Annotated in this window: 21 protein-coding genes; 6 read left to right on the forward strand and 15 right to left on the reverse strand. The window is 60.1% G+C overall.

Features of this window, described 5'->3' with window-relative positions; translation table 11 throughout:
- Positions 1 to 2,352, reverse strand: a 2,352-nt coding sequence (locus tag B3520_RS14170; protein ID WP_286876333.1) for a TonB-dependent receptor, incomplete at its 3' end; no start/stop codon positions are given.
- 279 nt (positions 2,353 to 2,631) lie between these two features.
- Between B3520_RS14170 and B3520_RS14175 the strand changes: the two genes are divergently transcribed.
- Positions 2,632 to 3,132 carry a hypothetical protein gene (locus tag B3520_RS14175; RefSeq protein ID WP_286806405.1) on the forward strand — a complete coding sequence of 167 codons (501 nt, stop codon included), beginning with the start codon at positions 2,632 to 2,634 and terminating at the stop codon, positions 3,130 to 3,132.
- Positions 3,133 to 3,282: 150 nt separating this feature from the next.
- Entirely contained in the window at positions 3,283 to 3,690 is a 408-nt protein-coding gene (locus tag B3520_RS14180; RefSeq protein WP_286806403.1) for an HU family DNA-binding protein, read from the forward strand.
- Between the two features lie 42 nt (positions 3,691 to 3,732).
- On the opposite strand, the gene B3520_RS14185 is transcribed toward B3520_RS14180, so the two are convergent.
- Entirely contained in the window at positions 3,733 to 4,215 is a 483-nt protein-coding gene (locus B3520_RS14185; protein WP_286876334.1) for an HIT domain-containing protein, read from the reverse strand.
- 131 nt (positions 4,216 to 4,346) lie between these two features.
- On the opposite strand from B3520_RS14185, the gene B3520_RS14190 reads away from it, so the two are divergent.
- Positions 4,347 to 6,074, forward strand: coding sequence for a proline--tRNA ligase (locus B3520_RS14190; protein WP_286806399.1), 1,728 nt, complete (start codon positions 4,347 to 4,349; stop codon positions 6,072 to 6,074).
- Between the two features lie 5 nt (positions 6,075 to 6,079).
- The gene (locus B3520_RS14195; RefSeq protein ID WP_286806397.1) at positions 6,080 to 6,688 is read left to right on the forward strand and encodes a lytic transglycosylase domain-containing protein; all 609 of its coding nucleotides are present in this window, start codon (positions 6,080 to 6,082) and stop codon (positions 6,686 to 6,688) included.
- On the opposite strand, the gene B3520_RS14200 is transcribed toward B3520_RS14195, so the two are convergent.
- The 4 genes from B3520_RS14200 to B3520_RS14215 form a co-directional block, all read right to left on the reverse strand.
- Positions 6,660 to 7,151, reverse strand: coding sequence for a regulatory protein RecX (locus B3520_RS14200; RefSeq protein ID WP_286806396.1), 492 nt, complete (start codon positions 7,149 to 7,151; stop codon positions 6,660 to 6,662). The two genes, B3520_RS14195 and B3520_RS14200, sit on opposite strands and share 29 nt — an antisense overlap.
- A gap of 6 nt (positions 7,152 to 7,157) precedes the next feature.
- Positions 7,158 to 7,724, reverse strand: coding sequence for a DUF4136 domain-containing protein (locus B3520_RS14205; protein WP_286806395.1), 567 nt, complete (start codon positions 7,722 to 7,724; stop codon positions 7,158 to 7,160).
- A gap of 146 nt (positions 7,725 to 7,870) precedes the next feature.
- Positions 7,871 to 8,902 (reverse strand): recombinase RecA, encoded by a 1,032-nt coding sequence (recA, locus tag B3520_RS14210; RefSeq protein ID WP_024460497.1) that lies wholly within the window; start codon positions 8,900 to 8,902, stop codon positions 7,871 to 7,873.
- Positions 8,903 to 9,006: 104 nt separating this feature from the next.
- Entirely contained in the window at positions 9,007 to 9,540 is a 534-nt protein-coding gene (locus B3520_RS14215) for a CinA family protein (RefSeq protein WP_286806392.1), read from the reverse strand.
- 103 nt (positions 9,541 to 9,643) lie between these two features.
- Between B3520_RS14215 and mutS the strand changes: the two genes are divergently transcribed.
- Both mutS and fdxA read left to right on the forward strand, forming a co-directional pair.
- Positions 9,644 to 12,253, forward strand: coding sequence for a DNA mismatch repair protein MutS (gene mutS / locus B3520_RS14220; RefSeq protein ID WP_286876335.1), 2,610 nt, complete (start codon positions 9,644 to 9,646; stop codon positions 12,251 to 12,253).
- A gap of 54 nt (positions 12,254 to 12,307) precedes the next feature.
- Positions 12,308 to 12,631 (forward strand): ferredoxin FdxA, encoded by a 324-nt coding sequence (gene fdxA / locus B3520_RS14225; RefSeq protein ID WP_036159885.1) that lies wholly within the window; start codon positions 12,308 to 12,310, stop codon positions 12,629 to 12,631.
- An 85-nt stretch (positions 12,632 to 12,716) separates the two neighbouring features.
- Here the strand turns inward: fdxA and rpoS are convergent, their stop codons facing one another.
- The 9 genes from rpoS to ftsB all read right to left on the reverse strand — a co-directional run bounded on the left by rpoS (position 12,717) and on the right by ftsB (position 19,929).
- On the reverse strand, positions 12,717 to 13,724 hold the full coding sequence (gene rpoS, locus B3520_RS14230) for an RNA polymerase sigma factor RpoS (protein WP_286806387.1): 1,008 nt from the start codon (positions 13,722 to 13,724) through the stop codon (positions 12,717 to 12,719).
- A gap of 106 nt (positions 13,725 to 13,830) precedes the next feature.
- Complete coding sequence (locus tag B3520_RS14235; protein ID WP_286806385.1) at positions 13,831 to 14,478, reverse strand: peptidoglycan DD-metalloendopeptidase family protein; 648 nt, start codon at positions 14,476 to 14,478, stop codon at positions 13,831 to 13,833.
- 261 nt (positions 14,479 to 14,739) lie between these two features.
- On the reverse strand, positions 14,740 to 15,669 hold the full coding sequence (locus B3520_RS14240; RefSeq protein ID WP_246004343.1) for a DUF368 domain-containing protein: 930 nt from the start codon (positions 15,667 to 15,669) through the stop codon (positions 14,740 to 14,742).
- Positions 15,670 to 15,710: 41 nt separating this feature from the next.
- Positions 15,711 to 16,355, reverse strand: a complete 645-nt coding sequence (locus B3520_RS14245; protein WP_123637627.1) for a protein-L-isoaspartate(D-aspartate) O-methyltransferase — start codon at positions 16,353 to 16,355, stop codon at positions 15,711 to 15,713.
- Between the two features lie 84 nt (positions 16,356 to 16,439).
- The gene (truD, locus tag B3520_RS14250; RefSeq protein WP_286806382.1) at positions 16,440 to 17,441 is read right to left on the reverse strand and encodes a tRNA pseudouridine(13) synthase TruD; all 1,002 of its coding nucleotides are present in this window, start codon (positions 17,439 to 17,441) and stop codon (positions 16,440 to 16,442) included.
- Positions 17,438 to 18,403, reverse strand: coding sequence for a YheT family hydrolase (locus tag B3520_RS14255; RefSeq protein ID WP_286806381.1), 966 nt, complete (start codon positions 18,401 to 18,403; stop codon positions 17,438 to 17,440). Before B3520_RS14255 ends, truD begins: the two co-directional genes overlap by 4 nt.
- A 13-nt stretch (positions 18,404 to 18,416) precedes the next feature.
- Complete coding sequence (gene ispF, locus B3520_RS14260) at positions 18,417 to 18,896, reverse strand: 2-C-methyl-D-erythritol 2,4-cyclodiphosphate synthase (RefSeq protein ID WP_286876336.1); 480 nt, start codon at positions 18,894 to 18,896, stop codon at positions 18,417 to 18,419.
- The gene (gene ispD, locus B3520_RS14265) at positions 18,896 to 19,621 is read right to left on the reverse strand and encodes a 2-C-methyl-D-erythritol 4-phosphate cytidylyltransferase (protein ID WP_123637631.1); all 726 of its coding nucleotides are present in this window, start codon (positions 19,619 to 19,621) and stop codon (positions 18,896 to 18,898) included. Before ispD ends, ispF begins: the two co-directional genes overlap by 1 nt.
- Positions 19,622 to 19,650: 29 nt before the next feature.
- The gene (gene ftsB, locus B3520_RS14270) at positions 19,651 to 19,929 is read right to left on the reverse strand and encodes a cell division protein FtsB (protein ID WP_123637632.1); all 279 of its coding nucleotides are present in this window, start codon (positions 19,927 to 19,929) and stop codon (positions 19,651 to 19,653) included.
- Positions 19,930 to 20,118: the final 189 nt, after the last annotated feature.

The raw sequence follows: 20,118 nt of genomic DNA on the forward strand, positions 1-20,118 counted from the left end.
CCCACCGTGCTCTTCGCGGATCGTCTGGTTGCGGATAAACCCTTCAATGTCTTTACTGAAGGCATTGACGTGAGCCATACCACCGGCGTCATTGAAGTACCACTCCAGCGAGATATCAAACTGGGTCGCCTCCATCGGCTCGAGCATCGGGTTGGAGCCGGAGGAGGACGTCAGCCGGAAATCCTCCGGCGGCACATACTGGTCTTCCGGTACCCCTTCCGGGCGGCCCGCGCTCAAGGTCTGGAACGCCTGCATCTGATTGTACGCAGGCCGCGCCATGGCTTTGGAGGCGGCGAAGCGCAGGAACAGATCGTCACGCAACTCCACCCGCAAGTTCAGGTTCGGGAGCACGTTGGTATAGGAATTCTCCGCCACGATATCTTCCGGATCCTGATACCAGGGGCGGCTTTCCGTCTCGCCATCCTCTCCCACCACGATGGTTTCGGGGTAGCGGATCATGCCCGATGCCGCGCTGTCGGTCTGCACCACGCGAATACCGATATTGCCGTCTACCGGCAGCGCCCAGTCGTCGACACCGAAGCCGAGCAGGAAGTACGCCGCGTAGGTCTGCTCTTCCTGTTCGTTAATGCGGCTCGGATCGTCCATGGTTGCCGGCATGTAGTCGTCACAGCAGATATAGTTCTCACTGGCATCCGCATGCAGTTGATCGAAGCTCTCCGGATAGCCCTCAACCAGCGATATGTGAGGCGCATAGACAACCCCCGGGCTCGGTGCCTTGCCCCGGAAAAAGTTATCAAAGGTGTTGAGCGACATCTGGCTGGCGTCTTCCACCGGAGGCATCTGGTCGTCGGGCAGCTTCCACCAGGCCATCCACGGCTGGTAGATGGCCTGCCAGTGGTAGCCACTGTTGATGTTGGTGGCTTCCCGGTCCGTCAGCCGAACGCCGGTCTTGATGTAGCGCACAACGTCGGTGTCATTGAAGTTGTATTTCACGTCCGCACGCCAGGCGAACTGCTCGGCTTCGTTGTCCTCGATAAAGGGCATGGTGAAGCCCCAGTAGTAATTGCCCGGATCGGACAGGTACTCATCGTCGGCCTGAACCAGCGGTCGTTCACCGCGCAGATCAATATCGATGTACGGCAGGTTGATGCCCGTCGCGATGGTGGCATCCAGACCCTCCGTTGTTGCCTTGGTGTACTGGAGGTCGGTACTGAATTCCAGCTGGTCACCCGGCAACCACTTGTAACCGGCGGAAAAATCGCTGGTGACTGACTCGCGATTGGCCACGCGGATATCGGCCCCGAAGGGGATTCCCCCGGGCTGGGTCAGGCGACCCGACAGAAAGACATTATTGTCATCGACAACAAACTCTTTGCCATCGCCCGGCTGGATGGCATAGGCATCGTTCTGGACAAAGATGGCATCCTCATCCCACTGCATGTCATATTCGGAACGGAACGCCTGGAAATAGAATTCTGACGCATCGCTGGGCCGCCACTGAGTCGCCAGGTAGGACCCCAACCGCTCGCGATTGAAATCCATGGAGCGCCAGTCCGCCCCACGCGGTACCTGGATAGTAGTCCCCTCGTAACCCTGCAGGTCATCGCGGGGGAAAAACGGACGATTGAAAATGCCGTCGGTGCGGGTCGAAATTTCCGAAAAAGCGACATCCACCAACAGACCGAACTCACCGGCGGAGGTGTCCCAGCGGTTGCTGTAAAGAGCCGATACCGACGGGTCGGCCTCTTCGATAAAGTCACCGTAATTCACGCTGGCCGTCGCCGCCATTACCTGACCATCACTGTCAAAAGGCATACGAGTACGCAGGTTGACGGTGCCGCCCAGGCCACCTTCGATCATGTCCGCCGAAGGGTTTTTATAGACGTCCACCCCGGCCATAAGCTCAGCGGGCACATCTTCAAAGCTCAGGCTCCGCCCACCGTTTGCGGTAAAGCTGTCGCGTCCATTGAGCTCACTACGCACCTGGGTCAAACCGCGCACGGCGACGCCACTGCCTTCAGCTGAGAAGTGCTCCGGATCCCCGAGAGACATGAAGTGATCAATGGTCACACCCGGAATGCGCTGCAAGGTTTCGGTCACCGAGCGATCGGGCAGCTTGCCGATGTCATCCGCGACAATCGAGTCGACGATCTGTTCAGCACTCTGCTTGATCATCTGGGCCGACTGAATGCTGCTGCGCTGACCGGACACCACGATCTCTTCCAGTGCGGTCGGCTGCTCCGGCGCCGCCGGTGTGGCTTCCTGTGCAAAGCCGGCGCCATGCCAGCCAACCGCACCTGCGACCAGTAACTGTGAACTCCAGTGAATGGCGCGCGCCAGCCTGGTGCGCCGAAATGCCGAACGAGGTGCCAAGCCCTGAGTCTTGTTCATTATTGTCATCGCTTATTCTCCGCTTACCCGATAATGGATCTGCATTGTTTATTGTTGTTGCGCCAACACGCCTCCCTGCCCCTGTGATTGACCTGCGCCATAGCCGGACGCTGCTTTGGGTGTCACAGGAAGCGCACTGCCTTTATAACTCCATATTTTCATTAGCGCAACCATTTTTCTATATGATATACGACTATCCCGCCTCCTTTTTGGCCAGGCTTGCTTTATCATGGCGGTTGAGCACGCTGAAAAGTCGAATACGAACTGGAGCCGAACGTCATGAACCTCCCGCCGGATACCCCCGAGCAATCTGAGTTGATTGATGGACCAGACGCCTTTCGCCAGGCACTACTCCACTGCGCGAGCGAGACGCGCCGCACTTTCTCACTCTACTCACCCGACCTGGCCAGAGAGGTTTACGACCTGCCGGAGCTGGCCGAAGCGCTCTCCGAGATTGCCCGTCGACATCGCCAGGCGCAGGTACAGCTGCTGGTCCGGGACACCCGGGCGCTGGTTGAATACGGGCACGGCCTGGTTCGCCTGGCCCAGAGGCTGCCGAGCAAGGTGACCCTGCGCCGGCTGACCAACGACATTGAAACCCAGGCCATCGCATTTGCGCTGGGCGATCGGGAGCACCTGGTCTATCAGAATGATCCGGACAACTATCACGGCTTTTACGATCGGCAGGCGGGTGCGCGGGTGAAAACGCTGAGGGAGATTTTCGATCGGGCCTGGGAAACCGCTGAAGAGGATCCACGCCTGAGACAATTGGCGCTATAGCGGTAAAAAAGCGGTTTTTTGGGTTGCTGATCGTCGTTTTATCCTTTATATATAGTGCCAGCCGCACCCGATGCGGTTAATACGCTATATATTCAGGCTTTTTTATCGGCCTGACTCAATAAACACTTGACCATCAACAAGGATCATATTATGGCTGCTCGCAAAACTGCTGCCAAAAAGGCACCCGCAAAGAAAGCTCCCGCCAAGAAAGCTGCTGCCAAGCAGCCGGCCGCCAAAAAAGTAAAGGCGATCTCCGAGCGTTACAACAAAACCCAGATTCTGAATCAGATTGCGGACAATACCGAGCTGAGCAAGAAGCAGGTCCAGTCGGTACTGGACGAGCTGTCTGACATCATTGAAGGTCACGTCAAGAAGCGTGCCGTGGGCGAGTTCGTACTGCCCGGCCTGCTGAAGATCACCACCGTGAAGAAGCCCGCCACCAAGGCGCGCAAGGGCATCAACCCCTTCACCGGCGAAGAGACCGTGTTCAAAGCGAAACCGGCCTCCATCGCCGTCAAGGTACGCCCTCTGAAGAAGCTCAAGGAAATGGCTCTGTAAGCGCCATACCCGCTCAACAGGGCCCCTCTCGGGGCCCTGTTCTCAATACCAGTCGCCCGGCCCCGTTGTATCCACCGGATTGACCTCCAGATCCTCCAGTGACTCCAGCACGTCAAAGTCGTCCCCAACCAGGGCGGATCTGAGCTGATCCAGTCGATCCTGCAATTGAGCCTCAGAATAACTTGCGGCGGGCTTGACGCCCCAAATCGGCTGCGGCCAGGCTGGGTCCGTCTCAAAGCGGGCAATATGGTGCACATGCAACTGGGGGACAACATTGCCTAGCGCCGCCACATTCATTTTGTCGGCATCAAACACGCTGGTCATCACCTCGGCCAGACGACAGGACTCGCGCATCAGTTGCTGCTGATCCCGCTCACCCAAATGATGAATTTCAAACACATCCTCCCGCAGTGGCACCAGCAGACACCAGGGGTAGTTGGCATCTTTACTGAGCAGCAGCAGAGACAGCGGGAAGCGCCCTACCGGCACGGTATCCTCGGCCAGGCGTGAATGCAGTTGAAACATGACCCTCTCCTCATCGACTTCTTTGGGTGGTTCGGTACTCAGTGCGCATCGGGAGTCTGTACCCGAGCCGGTAAGCACCGTAGAATAAGCGTTTTCTCTGTTTACCAGTATAGCCACTAAGAAGCCAATCTATGCGAGCCAGTCGTTTTTTAATCGCCACACTGAAAGAAACGCCCTCCGACGCCGAGGTCATCAGCCACCAATTGATGCTGCGCGCGGGCATGATCCGCAAACTGGCCTCGGGGCTGTATACCTGGATGCCCCTCGGGCTGCGTGTACTGCGCAAGGTCGAGCGCATCATCCGAGAGGAAATGGACCGCTCCGGCGCCCAGGAAGTTCTGATGCCGGTGGTTCAGCCCGCCGAGCTCTGGGGAGAGTCCGGACGCTGGCAGCAGTACGGCCCCGAGCTGTTGCGCATCAATGACCGCCATCAGCGGGATTTCTGCCTCGGCCCCACCCACGAAGAGGTCATTACCGACCTGATTCGCGGTGAGATCAACAGCTACAAACAGCTGCCGGCCAATTTCTATCAGATTCAGACCAAATTCCGCGACGAAATCCGCCCCCGGTTCGGTGTCATGCGGGCCCGCGAGTTCACCATGAAGGATGCCTACTCGTTCCACTTGAGTCAGGAATCCCTGCAGGAAACCTACGAGGTCATGCACCGCACCTACTGCGCCATTTTTGACCGCATTGGCCTGGCCTATCGCCCCGTGTTGGCCGATACCGGCTCCATCGGCGGCGCTTTCTCGCACGAATTCCACGTACTGGCCGACAGCGGTGAAGATGACATCGCGTTCAGTAACGGCAGCGACTATGCCGCCAACATCGAAAAGGCCGAAGCCCTGGCGCCGAGCGATGCACGCCCCAGTGCCAGCGAGGCCATGACCGAGGTTGCCACTGCGGATCAGCACACCATCGAACAGGTCGCAGGCTTTCTGAAGGTCGCGCCGGAGCAGACCGTCAAGACCCTGATCGTACTGGGCGAAGCCCCGGAAGAGGGCCCCGCGCCCTTAGTGGCCCTGGTGCTGCGCGGCGATCACGAGCTCAACGACATCAAGGCCGAAAAAATCGACGGTATTGCCGCACCGCTGACCTTTGCCCCGGAGGAGCGCATTGAAGCAGAACTGGGCGCGGGAGTCGGCTCTCTCGGCCCGGTGGGCCTGAACATTCGCGTAATGGTGGACCGGGCGGCCGCCCAGCTGGCGGACTTCGTCTGTGGCGCCAACCGGGACGGCTACCACCTGACCGGCGTCAACTGGGAGCGCGATGCACCCCTGAACGACGTGGTGGATCTGCGCAATGTGGTGGCCGGTGACCCGAGCCCCGACGGCAAGGGCCAATTGGAGATCAAGCGCGGCATTGAGGTCGGCCACATCTTTCAGCTGGGCACCAAATACAGCGAGGCGATGAATGCGCGCGTGTTGGATGAAAACGGCAAAGAAAAACCCATGATCATGGGTTGCTACGGTATCGGGGTATCCCGTGTGGTCGCGGCAGCCATTGAGCAGAACCATGACCAGAATGGCATCATCTGGCCCCAGAGTATTGCGCCCTTCCAGCTCGCACTGGTGCCAATCAACCCGCACAAATCCCCGGCGGTGGCCGAACAGTGTGAGACGCTGTACCAGCAGCTCACCGAGCTGGGCGTTGAAGTCCTGTACATGGACGAAGACAAAGCGCGCCTCGGTGTCATGCTCGCCAATACCGACCTGATGGGTATTCCACACCGCTTAGTGGTGGGCGATCGCGGTCTGGAGAAAGGTACTCTGGAGTACAAAGGACGCCGGGACGAACAGGCTCAGGACGTTCCACTGGAACAGGTGGTCGAGTTTATCCGCGAGCGCCTGGCGGACTGACCTCGATGCGTGGGCCGGGCGTGAAGAAAACCGCGTTCAGTGTTCTGGTGGCACTGTGGATGGCGAGCGCCACCAGCTTCGCCTGGGCGCAATCGAACACCCTGGCCTATGCCGAACCGGCCATCGAAGTGGATGACCAGCTTCGGCAGAAGCTGCTCGATAACATTCGCGCGGCGGACAGTTTCGAGGATCGCTTTGATGCCGAGGCCTGGCTGATGCTGATGTCGGGACGCCTGGAGCGTTATGTGCGCGATCCGGATCGACGCCTGCGCTTGCTGCGCAAAATCCACAGCGCGGCCCGCCAGACCGACCTTCAGCCCGAGCTGGTATTAGCGGTCATTGAGGTGGAGAGCCACTTCAATCACTATGCGGTATCACCGGTGGGTGCTCAGGGGATCATGCAGGTCATGCCGTTCTGGAAGAACGAGATTGGCCGACCGGAAGACAACCTGATCAACCTGGAAACCAACCTGCGGTACGGCTGCACCATCCTCAAGCATTACCTGGAACGATCAGAGGGGCGCCTGGCGGAAGCCCTGGCACGCTATAACGGCAGTTATGGCAGCTACCGCTATGCTGCCAAAGTCATGGATGCCTGGGAGCGTTGGCGATAGCCTCTCGCGCCTGTTCGTGGGAAAACCCGCGGTATTGAAGGAATCGGGCCTGACGGGCTTTCTCTTTGGGGGTTTCCACCGGTGCGTCACCGAAGCGCTTTCGGCGCACTTCATTGGCGAGATCCCACCAGCGCTCATCCCCTTCATCGAGATAAAGGCTGATCAGAGAGTCTGAAACGCCTTTTTGCCGCAATTCTTGGGCAATACGCAGAGGCCCCTTGCCCTGCCGCTCCCGAGCGGTGACAAATGCCTCGGTGAAGCGCTCATCGCTCTGAAGCCCCTGCTCTTCCAGCCGAGCCAGCGCCTGATCCACCGTCTTAACCCGTTCACCCTCCGAACCAAAGCGCTTGAGTAATTTGGTCCGAAGCTCGTCACGAGCATGCTCGCGACGAGCCAACAGGTTCATGGCCGCCAGTCGCACTTCGCCCATCGTGGGCTCGCTCGATTCATCCCGCTCTGTCATAACGACTCAACGTACCGGTGGGAAATTCGACAGAACCTCGGTCACTGCGGCAGAGAGCCGCTGACGCTGTTCCTGAGGCGTCAGGCCATCATACAGACGCTGCTCGGCAACACCCCGCCACAGCGGTTTGTTGTCTTCAGCGCGAGCGATGTCGATGATCAGGGTTCCCTGGCGGTAGACCCGTGGACTGGGACCGTGGGAATAGGGGTAACGGTACCAGGGGCCATAACCGTAATAGCCAAAGCCATAGCGTTGATCGTAACTGCGTACATCCAGCCGGTCTTCCACCACGATGTGGTAACGGACCACGAAATCCGCCTCCCCATCTTCGCCCGCAGACTCATAGCGCGAGGCCAAATGGCTTTCAATTACCCGCTGCAGGTGACTCAGGGTGAACGGGGAGATCAGCAGGCTGTTGCCGTCTTCCTGCTCGGCCAGTTCAACCCGAAAACGGTTGAGCTCTCCAAACGAAAACTCAGGATCGTAATCGGTCACCACCGAGGGCGTACTGGTACAGCCAGCCAGAAGGCCCAGCACCAACAACAGTCCAACACCCAAACGAATCAGTCGCACAGCCGCTTTCCTCTTATTACTTGGCATTGCCTTGGCGGCGCAACAGGCTCCGCCCAAGGGATATCATGAGTATCACGTCAGTTGGACCACAGACAAGAGACCCGGGTTCAACCCGGGTCTCTTGTAGTTTGACAGGACGGCGAGGCTCAGGCCTCGCTTTCCTCTTCTTCCTTCTCTTCGGCCTTTACCGGGATGTTCAGCAGTTCGCCGCGTACCCGCTTCTCCATCTCCTGGGCAATGGTGGGGTTCTCATGAAGGAACTTCACCACGTTGTTTTTGCCCTGGCCAATCTTGTCGCCATTGTAGCTGTACCAGGCACCCGCCTTGTCCACGATGCCAAGCTTGACGCCGTAATCAATGACCTCACCGAAGCGGTTGATGCCCGTGCCGTACAGAATCTGGAACTCGGTTTGCTTGAACGGCGGTGCCACCTTGTTTTTCACCACCTTCACTCGGGTCTCGTTCCCGATGACCTCATCGCCCTCTTTCACCGAACCAATGCGGCGGATATCCAGGCGAACCGAGGAGTAGAACTTGAGCGCATTACCACCGGTGGTGGTTTCCGGGCTGCCGAACATCACACCGATCTTCATGCGGATCTGGTTAATGAAGATCACCAGGCAGTTGGCGTTCTTGATGTTGCCGGTAATTTTACGCAGCGCCTGGGACATCAGGCGGGCCTGCAGGCCCACGTGCTGATCACCCATCTCGCCTTCAATTTCCGCCCGGGGCGTCAGCGCCGCCACCGAGTCCACCACCAACACGTCAACCGCACCGGAGCGCACCAGCATATCGCTGACCTCCAGGGCCTGCTCACCGGTATCCGGCTGGGAGATGATCAGATCATCCACATTCACGCCCAGTTTTTCGGCGTAAATCGGGTCCAGCGCGTGCTCGGCGTCAATAAAGGCACAGGTACCGCCCTGGCGCTGGGCTTCGGCAATCACCTGCAGCGTCAAAGTGGTTTTACCGGACGATTCCGGCCCGTAAATCTCTACCACCCGCCCCTTGGGCAGGCCACCAATACCGAGGGCGGCATCCAGCCCCAGAGAGCCCGTGGAAATGGCGGGAATCGCCACCCGCTCACGATCGCCCATGCGCATGACCGTGCCCTTACCAAATTGACGTTCAATCTGGCCTAAGGCGGCCTGTAGCGCTTTCTCTTTATTCGCGTCCATCCGACACCTCGATCAATGCTGTGAAATTAGAACTTGAAATGGTTTCAATACAACTGCCGACAGCATACACGAAAAACCTGTATGCGCAAACAGTAACTCGATATTTATACAGTAGTCTTGCCGCCCGTAGTCAAAGCCAACAACTGCTGCAACGCAGCAGTCACGGTCTGCCCTCGCACGGCGGCCCGATCGCCTTCAAACCGATGCAGGTGAGCATCGCTGAGCAGCGTCTCGCCGCGCCGATACGCCCACCCCAACCAGACGGTACCCACCGGTTTTTCCTCTGAGCCACCTTCCGGCCCGGCAACGCCGCTCACCGCAATGGCCAGATCCGCGCCAGAAATCCGCGCCGCACCCTCCGCCATGGCGCGCACCACCGATTCACTGACCGCACCGTTCTGTATCAGCATCTGCTCGGGAACGCCCAACAGACGGACCTTGGCGTCATTGGAATAAGTCACCAGACCATAGCCAAACCAACCCGAACTGCCGGGAATGTCGGTGATCGCGGCGGCAATGCCACCACCGGTGCAGGATTCCGCCGCGGCCACTGTCCAGTGGTTTGCCGTCAGCGCCTGTCCCAGGCGGGTCGCGAGGGCCTGCTGTTCGGCGGCGGAAGTGGTCAGGGGTTCGGTCATGGGCTCAAGGTATGCCAGGCGCGAGACGAGTGCAAGCCCCGGATGAATTCCGTAGAATAGCGCAGCTTCCAATCACCCGATAACACCCAGGCAACGCCGTTTTATGAGCAAAACATCCGACGCCCCAAGCCAGCACACGCCGATGATGCAGCAGTACCTGCGAATCAAGGCCGAGCACCCGCAGGAGCTGGTGTTCTATCGCATGGGCGACTTCTACGAATTGTTCTACGACGACGCCAAGCGGGCTGCCGAACTGCTGGACGTGACCCTCACGGCCCGCGGCAAGTCCAACGGTGAGCCCATTCCCATGGCGGGCATTCCGTTTCACGCCGCCGACGGCTACCTGGCCAAGCTGGTGCGGGCCGGCGTGTCGGTGGCCATCTGCGAGCAGATCGGCGACCCGGCGACGTCCAAGGGGCCCGTGGAGCGCAAAGTGGTGCGCATCGTCACGCCGGGCACCGTCAGCGACGAAGCCCTGCTGGACTCCGGTCGGGACAACCTGCTGGTGGCCCTGCACCAGCAGGGCGACACCTATGGACTGGCGTCTCTGGATATCGCCAGCGGCCGTTTTTACGTGCTGGAGGTCGAGGGGCTGGACGCGGCCCTCGGTGAGCTGCAGCGACTGCGCCCCGCCGAGTTGCTGGTCAGCGACGACCTGACCACGCCCGAGCTGCTGGAGAACCGCAAGGGCGTGCGCCGCCGGGGCCCCTGGGAGTTCGAGCTGGACAGCGCCCGGCGCCTGCTGACCCAACAGTTCGGCACCCAGGATCTGGCAGGCTTTGGCTGCGACCATCTGGACGCCGCCATCGCCGCCGCCGGCTGTCTACTCAACTACGCCCGGGAAACCCAGCGCGCCGCCCTGCCCCACGTGCGCGGCCTGAGCCACGAAAACCGGGACCAGGCGGTGATCATGGATGCCGCTACCCGGCGCAATCTGGAACTGGACATAAACCTCGGGGGTACCGAAGAAAACACCCTGTACAGCGTCCTGAATCGCTGTGCTACCGCCATGGGCTCCCGTCTGCTGCGCCGCTGGCTGAACCGCCCGCTGCGCGACCTGCCGATTCTGCAATCCCGTCAGGACGCGGTGGCCGAGCTGCAACATCAGTACACCTTCGAGGTGATCCACCGGATTCTCAAACGCATCGGCGATATGGAGCGGATCCTCGGTCGCCTGGCCCTGCGTTCGGCCCGCCCGCGGGATCTCGCCCGGCTGCACGCCTCCCTGGCCTGCTACCCGGAGCTGCGCAGCGAGCTGGCCAAGCTCGGCGCGCCGCACCTGTCCGAGCTGGCACAACAGTTGGGAGAATTCCCCAAGGCCGTTGATCTGCTGGGACGCGCCCTGATTGAAAATCCACCGGTGGTCATTCGCGATGGCGGCGTGATCGCCGAGGGCTACGATGAAGAACTGGACGAGCTGCGCAATATCAGCAACAACGCCGGCCAGTACCTGGTGGACCTGGAAACCCGGGAGCGAGAGCGCACCGGCATCAGCACGCTGAAGGTGGGCTACAACCGGGTGCACGGCTACTTTATCGAGCTCAGCCGCGCCCAGGCCGAACAGGCCCCGGCGGACTATATCCGCCGCCAGACCCTGAAAAACGCCGAGCGTTTCATCACCCCGGAGCTGAAAGAATTCGAGGACAAGGCGCTGTCCGCCAAAAGTCGCGCTCTGGCCCGGGAAAAGCTGCTCTACGATCAGCTGATCGACATTCTCAACGACGACCTGATCCCCCTGCAGCAGTCCGCCGCCGCCGTGGCGGAGCTGGACCTGCTGACCAATCTGGCCGAACGCGCCGACAGCCTTGGCTGGAGCCGCCCCATCCTGAACGCCGACCCCGGTATCAACATTCAGGGCGGGCGACATCCGGTGGTCGAGCACGTCAGCGACGCACCCTTTGTGCCCAACGATCTGTGCTTTGGCGATCAGCGCCACATGCTGGTGGTCACTGGTCCGAACATGGGCGGTAAATCCACCTACATGCGCCAGGCGGCGCTGATCGCCGTGCTGGCCCATATCGGCAGCTTTGTGCCCGCAGCGGAAGCGAGAGTGGGCATGCTGGACCGGATCTTTACCCGGATCGGCTCCTCCGATGACTTGGCCGGTGGGCGCTCCACTTTTATGGTGGAAATGACCGAGACCGCCAACATTCTGCATAACGCCACGCCGCGCAGCCTGGTGCTGATGGACGAGATCGGCCGGGGCACCAGTACCTTTGACGGTCTGGCCCTGGCCTGGGCCTGCGCCCGCCATCTGGCGGAAAACGTCAAGGCGTACACCCTGTTCGCCACCCACTACTTTGAACTGACCCGGCTGCCCGACGAGCTACCGGGCATCGTCAATGTCCACCTGGATGCCACCGAGCACCACGACAGCATTGTCTTTCTGCACAAGGTTCAGGAGGGGCCGGCGAGCAAGAGCTACGGCCTGCAGGTGGCCAAACTCGCGGGCATACCCGATGGCGTGCTGGCCCAGGCCAAGACCCAACTGGCGGAACTGGAGGGCGACGCCCAGCGCGGCAGCTCGACTCCCCAGCCACCCAAACCCGAACCAGCACCGGCGGCCGACACGCCCGTTCAGGGCGGCCTGTTCGACAGCGCGCCCCACCCGGTGGTGGAAGCGCTGGGCGAGGTTCAGCCGGATGATCTCAGCCCCCGTGAGGCGCTGGAGCAACTTTATGCCCTAAAGGCGCTTATGACTGGCAAAAGCTAAGAATACTGCTAGAATAAGCGCCCAAAATCCGAACCGTGTTAGCTGGAGTCCGCTATGACATTTGTTGTTGGGGAAAACTGCATTAAATGCAAACACACAGACTGCGTTGAAGTCTGCCCCGTTGACTGCTTTTATGAAGGCCCCAATTTCCTGGTGATTCACCCGGACGAGTGCATTGACTGCGCTCTGTGTGAGCCCGAGTGTCCGGTGGATGCCATCTTCTCGGAAGATGAACTGCCCGAAGGGCAGGAAGTGTTCCTGGAGCTGAACGCCGAATTGGCGGAAGTCTGGCCCAATATTACCGAGAAGAAAGACGCTCCGGCGGACGCCGAAGAGTGGGATGGTGTGGAAGGGAAACTGCAGTACCTCGAACGCTGAACCGTCTGCACCGACAAATCTGCAGCCACAAAAAAGCCGGGCCATCAAAGCCCGGCTTTTTTGTACCTCAGACAGAGGTACCGCATCAAACGCTGAACAGCGCCTCGCTATTGAGCCCCTGCTTTTCGATGATTTCCCGCAACCGCTTCAGAGCTTCCACCTGAATCTGGCGCACCCTTTCTCGGGTCAATCCGATTTCATGGCCCACCTCTTCCAGGGTGCACACCTCATGGCCACGCAACCCGAAACGCCGGGCCAGGACTTCACGCTGCTTTTCACTCAGGTCGTCCAGCCAACGATCCAGACTGTCATTTAGATCGCCATCCTGCATCAGAAAAGCGGGGTCGGAGTTGTTGATGTCCGGGATGGTGTCCACCACGGTCCGATCGGAGGCATTGCCCACCGGGCTGTCCACCGACGTGACCCGCTCATTCAGCCCCAACATACGCTCCACGTCGGCCACCGGCTTGTGCAACAGCGTGGCGATTTCATCCGAGGAGGGTTCGTGGTCCAGCTTCTGGGTCAGCTCCCGAGCCGCCCGCAGGTAGATATTGAGCTCTTTCACCACATGAATGGGCAGACGGATGGTGCGGGTCTGGTTCATGATCGCCCGCTCGATGGTCTGACGGATCCACCAGGTCGCGTAGGTGGAGAAGCGGAAACCCCGCTCCGGGTCAAACTTCTCGACCGCGCGGATCAACCCCAGGTTGCCCTCTTCAATCAGATCCAACAGGGCCAGACCCCGATTGACGTAGCGGCGTGAAATTTTCACCACCAGACGCAGATTGCTTTCGATCATCCGCTTCCGGGACGCCTCATCTCCACGCAGTGCGCGGCGGGCAAAATAGACCTCTTCCTCGGCGGTCAGCAAGGGCGAGAAGCCAATTTCGTTCAGGTAAAGTTGTGTCGCATCGAGACTTTTGGAGAAGTGATCGTCGGAGTGCCGATCAGCGGTGGCGCGCCCTCGTCGGGCGGAGGTGGGTGCTGCGGTGGTCGGTTCCTCTTCAACCACAACATCATCATTAAAATCAATTTCGTGAACCGCCGCGGCTGACTCACGATCCGCTTTTGTATCCCGTTCTTGCAGTGCCATAGATCACCCCTCGCTCTACATACGGCTCCTGGTGCCGCCCCTATGGCATCCAACAGCCTTAACCCAAGTTATCGTTATACTGCGACACTATTGTTAACGTTTAGCGTTAACGTTTGGGTAGATACCCAATTGGGTCAACGGGTTTCCCATCACGCCGAATTTCAAAGTGCAGACGCACACTGTCGGTGCCACTGGAACCCATTTCGGCAATCACCTCTCCTGCTTTTACCGCGTCACCTTCGGCTACCTTCAGGCGACGGTTGTGGGCATAAGCGCTGAGGTACGTGTCATTGTGTTTGATGATCACGAGATTGCCATACCCACGCAGCCCGCTGCCCGCATAAACCACTTGCCCTGCAGCAGCTGCTTGTACAGAGTCTCCCAATTTACCGCTGATATCAATACCCTGATTGAGCCCCGTAGAGGCGCCGAAGGCGGCAATCACCCGCCCCTTCACGGGCCACCGCCAATCGGGGTTGCCCGCAACCAGGGCCGGGGCGGCAGACGCCTTTGGGCGAGATGTTTTATTTTCTTGACGGTCAGCAGGCGCTTTCGGGGTCGGCTTACTGGCGACTTTCGGGGGCGTCGCCCGTGGAGAGGGCCTGGAAGGCGCGGCCATATTATGCACATCGAGGCGCAGTGTCTGGCCGGGGTAAATGGTGAAAGGTGGGCCGATACCGTTGTGTTGCGCCAGCTTGCGGTGATCCACGTCGTAGCGCCAGGCAATGGAATAGAGCGTTTCTCCGGCGCTCACCCAGTGCTTCTGAATCTCCCGACCCGGCGGCTGGCCCCGCTCCACCACATCCGCCCGCTGGGTAGCGCAGCCTCCCAGAACCACCAAACTGATCAATATATAAACCAGTGGGCCGTATTTCCTCCAGCGGTGGGTTGACCAGTCCTGCATAAACACACTCACGTTAAGGGCTGATGCGAAGGCCCCGTTTATTTGGATTCGCAATTAACGCCGGGCCCTTATTAGAAAATACTCTAAAATACGGGTTGCCACTGTGAATTATTAATGAGTCGACCGTTTCGCCCAAAATTCCAGGGCGAGCACCAGCAACAACCCCAACGCCATGAGAACCAGAACCATTGCTGTCTGTGGGTCAGACCCGACAATATTCTCATAGTGCCACGGCACCAGGTTTTCCTGAACCAACGGTACCTGCTCACCGTGACGATTGGTATAGGTCTCCAGAGTATGCTTCCAGGGCCAGATAATGTTCAACGAGCCCACCAGAAAGCCGGTCAGCACCGCCAGCGTCCGGTCATGATAATGTCGCAACAGCCAGCCCAGAAAGTGGGAAAACAGTAACAGGCCGGTCACACAGCCCGCGAGAAAGCACGCCAGTATCCACCAATTCAGATCCACCACCGCCTGAATAAACACCGGGTACATCCCCATCAGCAGCAACAGGAAACTGCCGGAAACGCCGGGAAGGATCATGGCGCATATTGCGATGCAGCCAGCGAGGTACACCATCCACCACTCGGCGGGCAGCTGAACCGGCTTGCCTACCGAGATTGCCAGCGCCACCAGGGTGCCAAGGCCCAGTCCCAACCAGATGACCGGAGAGCGAAGCGGCAGCTGTCGCCCGATATAAACGACCGACGCCACCACAAGTCCGAAAAAGAACCCCCAGACCAGCAGGGGATGAAATTCCAGCAGATAGTGCACCAGATTCGCCAGGGAAAAGATGCTGAGCAGTACGCCGCCAAAGACCGTCAGCAGAAAGCCGCCATTGACGTGGCGCCAAAAGGCGGCCGTGCCCTGCCGCCGCCAGATGCCCAGCGCTGCGGGTGTCCAACGCCGCAGAGAATCGATCAATTCTTCATAGATTCCGGAGATAAACGCAATGGTCCCACCGGATACACCGGGAACCACATCAGCCGCCCCCATCGCCATCCCTTTCAGGCATAGAATCAGTCGGGCTTGCAGGGTCATGGGAGTCCTTGTCATTGGGCAGCAAAATCAGACATGAAACGTCAGCGGCTGGTGCCGGAGAGCAGCGGAACGAACTTGACCGGTTCGAGCACCTGGGTCACAAAGTTCTCGCTGTCACCATCGCGAATGATCAGGTTGAGGGATTGGGTCTGATCGCCCACCGGGATAACCAGCACGCCGTTTGGCGCCAATTGATTCAGCAACCCCTGGGGAACAAAGCGCGGTGCGGCGGTGCTCAGGATACCGTCAAACGGCCCCGCCTCCGGCCAACCGAAACCGCCATCGGCGTGCTTGAGGTGAACGTTGCGCAACCCCAACTCCCGCAGCCGCTCACGGGCCTTATCCTGCAGAGGCTTGATCCGCTCGACGCTGTACACTTCGTCCACCAACTGCGCCAGAATGCTGGTCTGGTAGCCTGAACCAGTGCCCACTTCCAGCACTTTGTGCAGTCGTTTGCCGGCGGCACCGAGCAGAATTTCCGTCATTCGAGCGACGATATAGGGCTGGGAGAGTGTCTGGCCATAGCCGATGGGCAGCGCGGTGTCCTCGTAGGCGCGATGGGACAACGCTTCATCCAGAAACCAGTGCCGGGGCGTGTTGCGCAGAGTGTCCAGCACCTGCAGATTGGTGACGCCCTTGTCGGCCAGCCTTTGCACCAGACGCTCCCGCGTGCGCTGGGAGGTCATTCCCACACCTTCCAAATTAAGACTCGTCACTGCGTATTTCCCCGGAATTCTAGCCGTCAATATTGTTCTGATGAAAAGCGATCACTATAGCACAGTGGCGCCCCGAGCTGCTTCCATCTGGGTCGTATCGAGCTGGGCCACCTCCGCCAGCAATGCGGTGGCAAAGGTCCCCGGCGGCAGGGCAAAAGACAGCACCATGTCGCCCTGCTCCCAGTGCCATGCCAGACCCTGAGGGTTTAGTGCCAGGGCGCGTCGCTCCTGGTTCAGGCCAACATGTTCCAGGCCGTCGCACCAGCCTTTCCAGGGTGCCAACACCCGGGATTCCAACTGAGCGGTCTGGGCGTCACTCATCAGTCGACCACGGCCCCAGAGCGGGCCGGAAGGTTCATCCTGCGGTTCGCCCGCAAGGCACTCAAGCCAGGTACCCTCACGCACACGTTCCGCCAGTACCTGATTGAACAGCCAGGAGCGGGCGGCGGACATCACCATGCCCCGCTGTTGGCGGTTCTTGATACGCTCACCCTCCACCAGCCAGCGCTGCGCCTGATGCAAGTTGCCCGCGTCTCGGCCAAAGCGCTGCTCACCAAAGTAGTTGGGCGCCCCCTGCTCCGCCACCCGGACCAGCGTCTGTTCAAGCCGTTCCAGGGCGCCATCTTCCAGGGCCTGCACCGCCCGCAGTCGAATGACGAAGTGGTTGGCCTGGTGCTGGCCCCGGCGCAGCTTGCGCGAATGACGGGAGCAGCTGAGCACGGTGGGGCCGGTCTGTTCCAATGCAGTCCAGTCTGGCTCCACGGCTTTGGGTTGATAGATACTGAACCACTGTGTGGCCACCGCGTGGCGATCCTTGAGGCCACAGAAGCCCACATCCCGACTGGTGACACCGGCACAGCGCGCCAATTGCCCAGCCACCCAGGCGGTATTGTCACCGCGTTTGCGAACCTGAACCAGCCAGTGTTCGCCCTCGCCCTCAGGCTCAAACCCGAGGATTTCGTCCACCTGAAAATCTTCCGGTGTCACCCGAAATCCGGCGGACACTCGGGGGCCGCCCCAGGCGGTGGGCATTCGGATGTCAAACTCGAGGGTCATGGCATCTCCCGGCCAAAGTGTTGCAAAAATCGTCGCTCAAGCCACCAGTCACCCGGGCCCTGCCAGAATCCGACGTGGCCACCAGTGCGGGGCGCTTCAAAAATCAGATGGTCATGGGCCTCGGCTTCCTCGGTCGGGAAACAGCGATCGTTGAAGAAGGGGTCGTTGCGCGCGGTAACCAGCAGGGTGGGAACGCGGATATCCCGCAGAAAAAATCGGCTGCTGCAGCGGGCGTAATAGTCGGCCGCATCGCGAAAGCCATTGAGGGGCGCCGTGTAGTGCTCGTCCAGAGCCCAGAGGGTTTTCATCTGCTTCAGTCGCTGCAGATCGAAATGCCCGGGAAATTGGGCGGCCTTGGCTTTGAGCCGACGTTTCATCGAACGGACAAAGTGTTTGTGGTACAGCCAGTTGGCCGGACGCTCCAGAGTCAACACGCACGCGAGCAGGTCCAGCGGCACCGAGGCCGTAGCCGCCGCCTCCACACCGCGCTCGCGCGCCGCCTCGCCCTGCTCACCCAGCCACTTCAGGGTGACGTTGCCCCCGAGCGAGAAGCCTCCCAGATGCAGGCGGGGAAAGCCCGCACCCGTGGCCCAGCTGATCACCGCGTCCAGATCATCACTACAGCCCGAGTGGTAGATACGCGGGGTACGATTGAGCTGGTCACCGCAACTGCGCAGATTCCAGGCGAGTACCGACCAGCCCTTGGCCAGCGCCGCCCGGGTAGTCCCGAGGATATAACCACTACGGGCACTGCCCTCCAGGCCGTGAGAGAGAATCAGCAGCGGAGCATCCGGTTCAGGGCTGCGATACAACTCGGCGTGCAACCGGTCGCCATCGGGTAAGTCGATGTCTACCGGCTCACCGGTCAGTGTCAGACGACGAATATAGCGGGGCACCAGTGTCTGGAGATGTCCGCCGGGCAGCCATGTTGGTGCCCGGTAATCCGCGTCATTTACCGGCATACGGAAAGCGTCCTCAGGGTTGTTGCGGCTCGAGCAGCACCACCGCCTGAGCGGCGATGCCCTCTTCCCGGCCGGTAAAACCCAGCCGCTCGGTGGTGGTGGCCTTGATGTTGAGCTGTCCCGTGGTGCAGCTTAGATCATCCGCGATCCGCTCAATCATGGCGGGGACGTGACGGGCCATTTTCGGAGCCTGGGCAATCACCGTCATATCCGCATTGACCAACCGCCACCCCTGCGCCCGGACCTTGGCGTAAACCATGCGCAACAGCGCCCGACTATCGGCGTTTTTGAAGCCCGGATCGGTGTCCGGAAAATGCCGACCGATGTCTCCCAGGGCGGCAGCGCCCAATAGCGCATCGCATAGGGCATGCAGCAGCACGTCGCCGTCCGAGTGGGCGACCAGCCCCCGGTCGTGCGCAATGGCCACACCACCGATCACTACTTTATCGCCCGGCCCGAAGGCGTGCACATCGAAGCCCTGTCCCACTCGCATCAGTGTTGCTCCTGTCGCTGTAAAATCGCCTCGGCCAGAGCCAGATCCTCCGGCCGGGTCACTTTGATATTGTCGGTGCGCCCTTCAACCATCAGCGGCTGATAGCCTGCCAGCTCCATCGCCGATGCCTCATCGGTCACCACCTCACCTTGCCCCAAGGCCCGAGCCAGGCACTGATGCAGCAACTGGTAGCGGAACAGCTGTGGCGTCTGCGCCTGCCAGAGTCCTCGCCGGTCGCAGGTATCGAGAATCACGTTGCGGGGACCGACACGCTTGAGGGTATCCCCCACCGGAACGCCGAGAATGCCACCCACGGGATGATTGGCGGTGTGTCGCCGCAGGCTGGCAATGGCACTGGGCGTGATACAGGGACGGGCGGCGTCGTGCACCAGAATCCAGTCCTCCGCCTCAGCTTGCAGGGTCAGGTAGTTCAGGGCATTGAGCACAGAGCGGCTGCGTTCACTGCCGCCATCGACAACCGCAATCCGGACATTGCCGGCCAGCGGCAACTGCTCCCAGTAGGGGTCAGTCGGGCTCAGAGCCAACACCACTCCGGCCAGGTCGGGAATGGCCAGTAGACGTTCCAGCGTATGTTCCAGAAGGGTTTTGCCTCGCAGCCGCAGATACTGCTTGGGCAGATCTGAACGCATGCGGGTGCCAATACCCGCTGCGGGAACAATGGCCCAGCAAGGGTTCGAGGCATCGGAACGGAGGTGATTGCCCATATACGTTTCCGAAGACGTCTGAGGTCGGTTTATTCTTGGGGATCGACGACCATGAAGAAGGTCTCGCCGTCGCGGATCATGCCCAAATCCTCTCGGGCCCGCTCTTCGATGCTGTCCAGCCCTTCCTTGAGTTCATCCACTTCCACGGCCAGCCGACGGTTGCGCGCTTTGAGCCGCTCGTTGGCCAGCTCCTGCGCCCGAATGTCGCGGTCCAGTCGCGTCACGTCTGCCCAACTTCCTTCTGCAATCCACAAGCGGTATTGCAGGGCGGTGAATAGCACTATCAGGATGGCCAACAGAATTTTCATTGTTACCAACTCCTGGTTAGTGGATCGTGGGGTAGATGCTCTCGGGTAAGCGGTGGATGACGCGCTTTGCGCTTATCCACCCTACATCGCTGCGGTTACGGCGGATCGTTTGGGTTACGGCGGATGCGGCCTTTGGCCTTATCCGCCCTACGCAAACTGCCGTGCCATCCGTAGGGCGGATAAGCGAAG

Origin of the sequence: Marinimicrobium sp. UBA4509 (assembly GCF_002388575.1) — a bacterium.
Taxonomy (GTDB): Bacteria; Pseudomonadota; Gammaproteobacteria; order Pseudomonadales; family Cellvibrionaceae; genus Marinimicrobium; species Marinimicrobium koreense.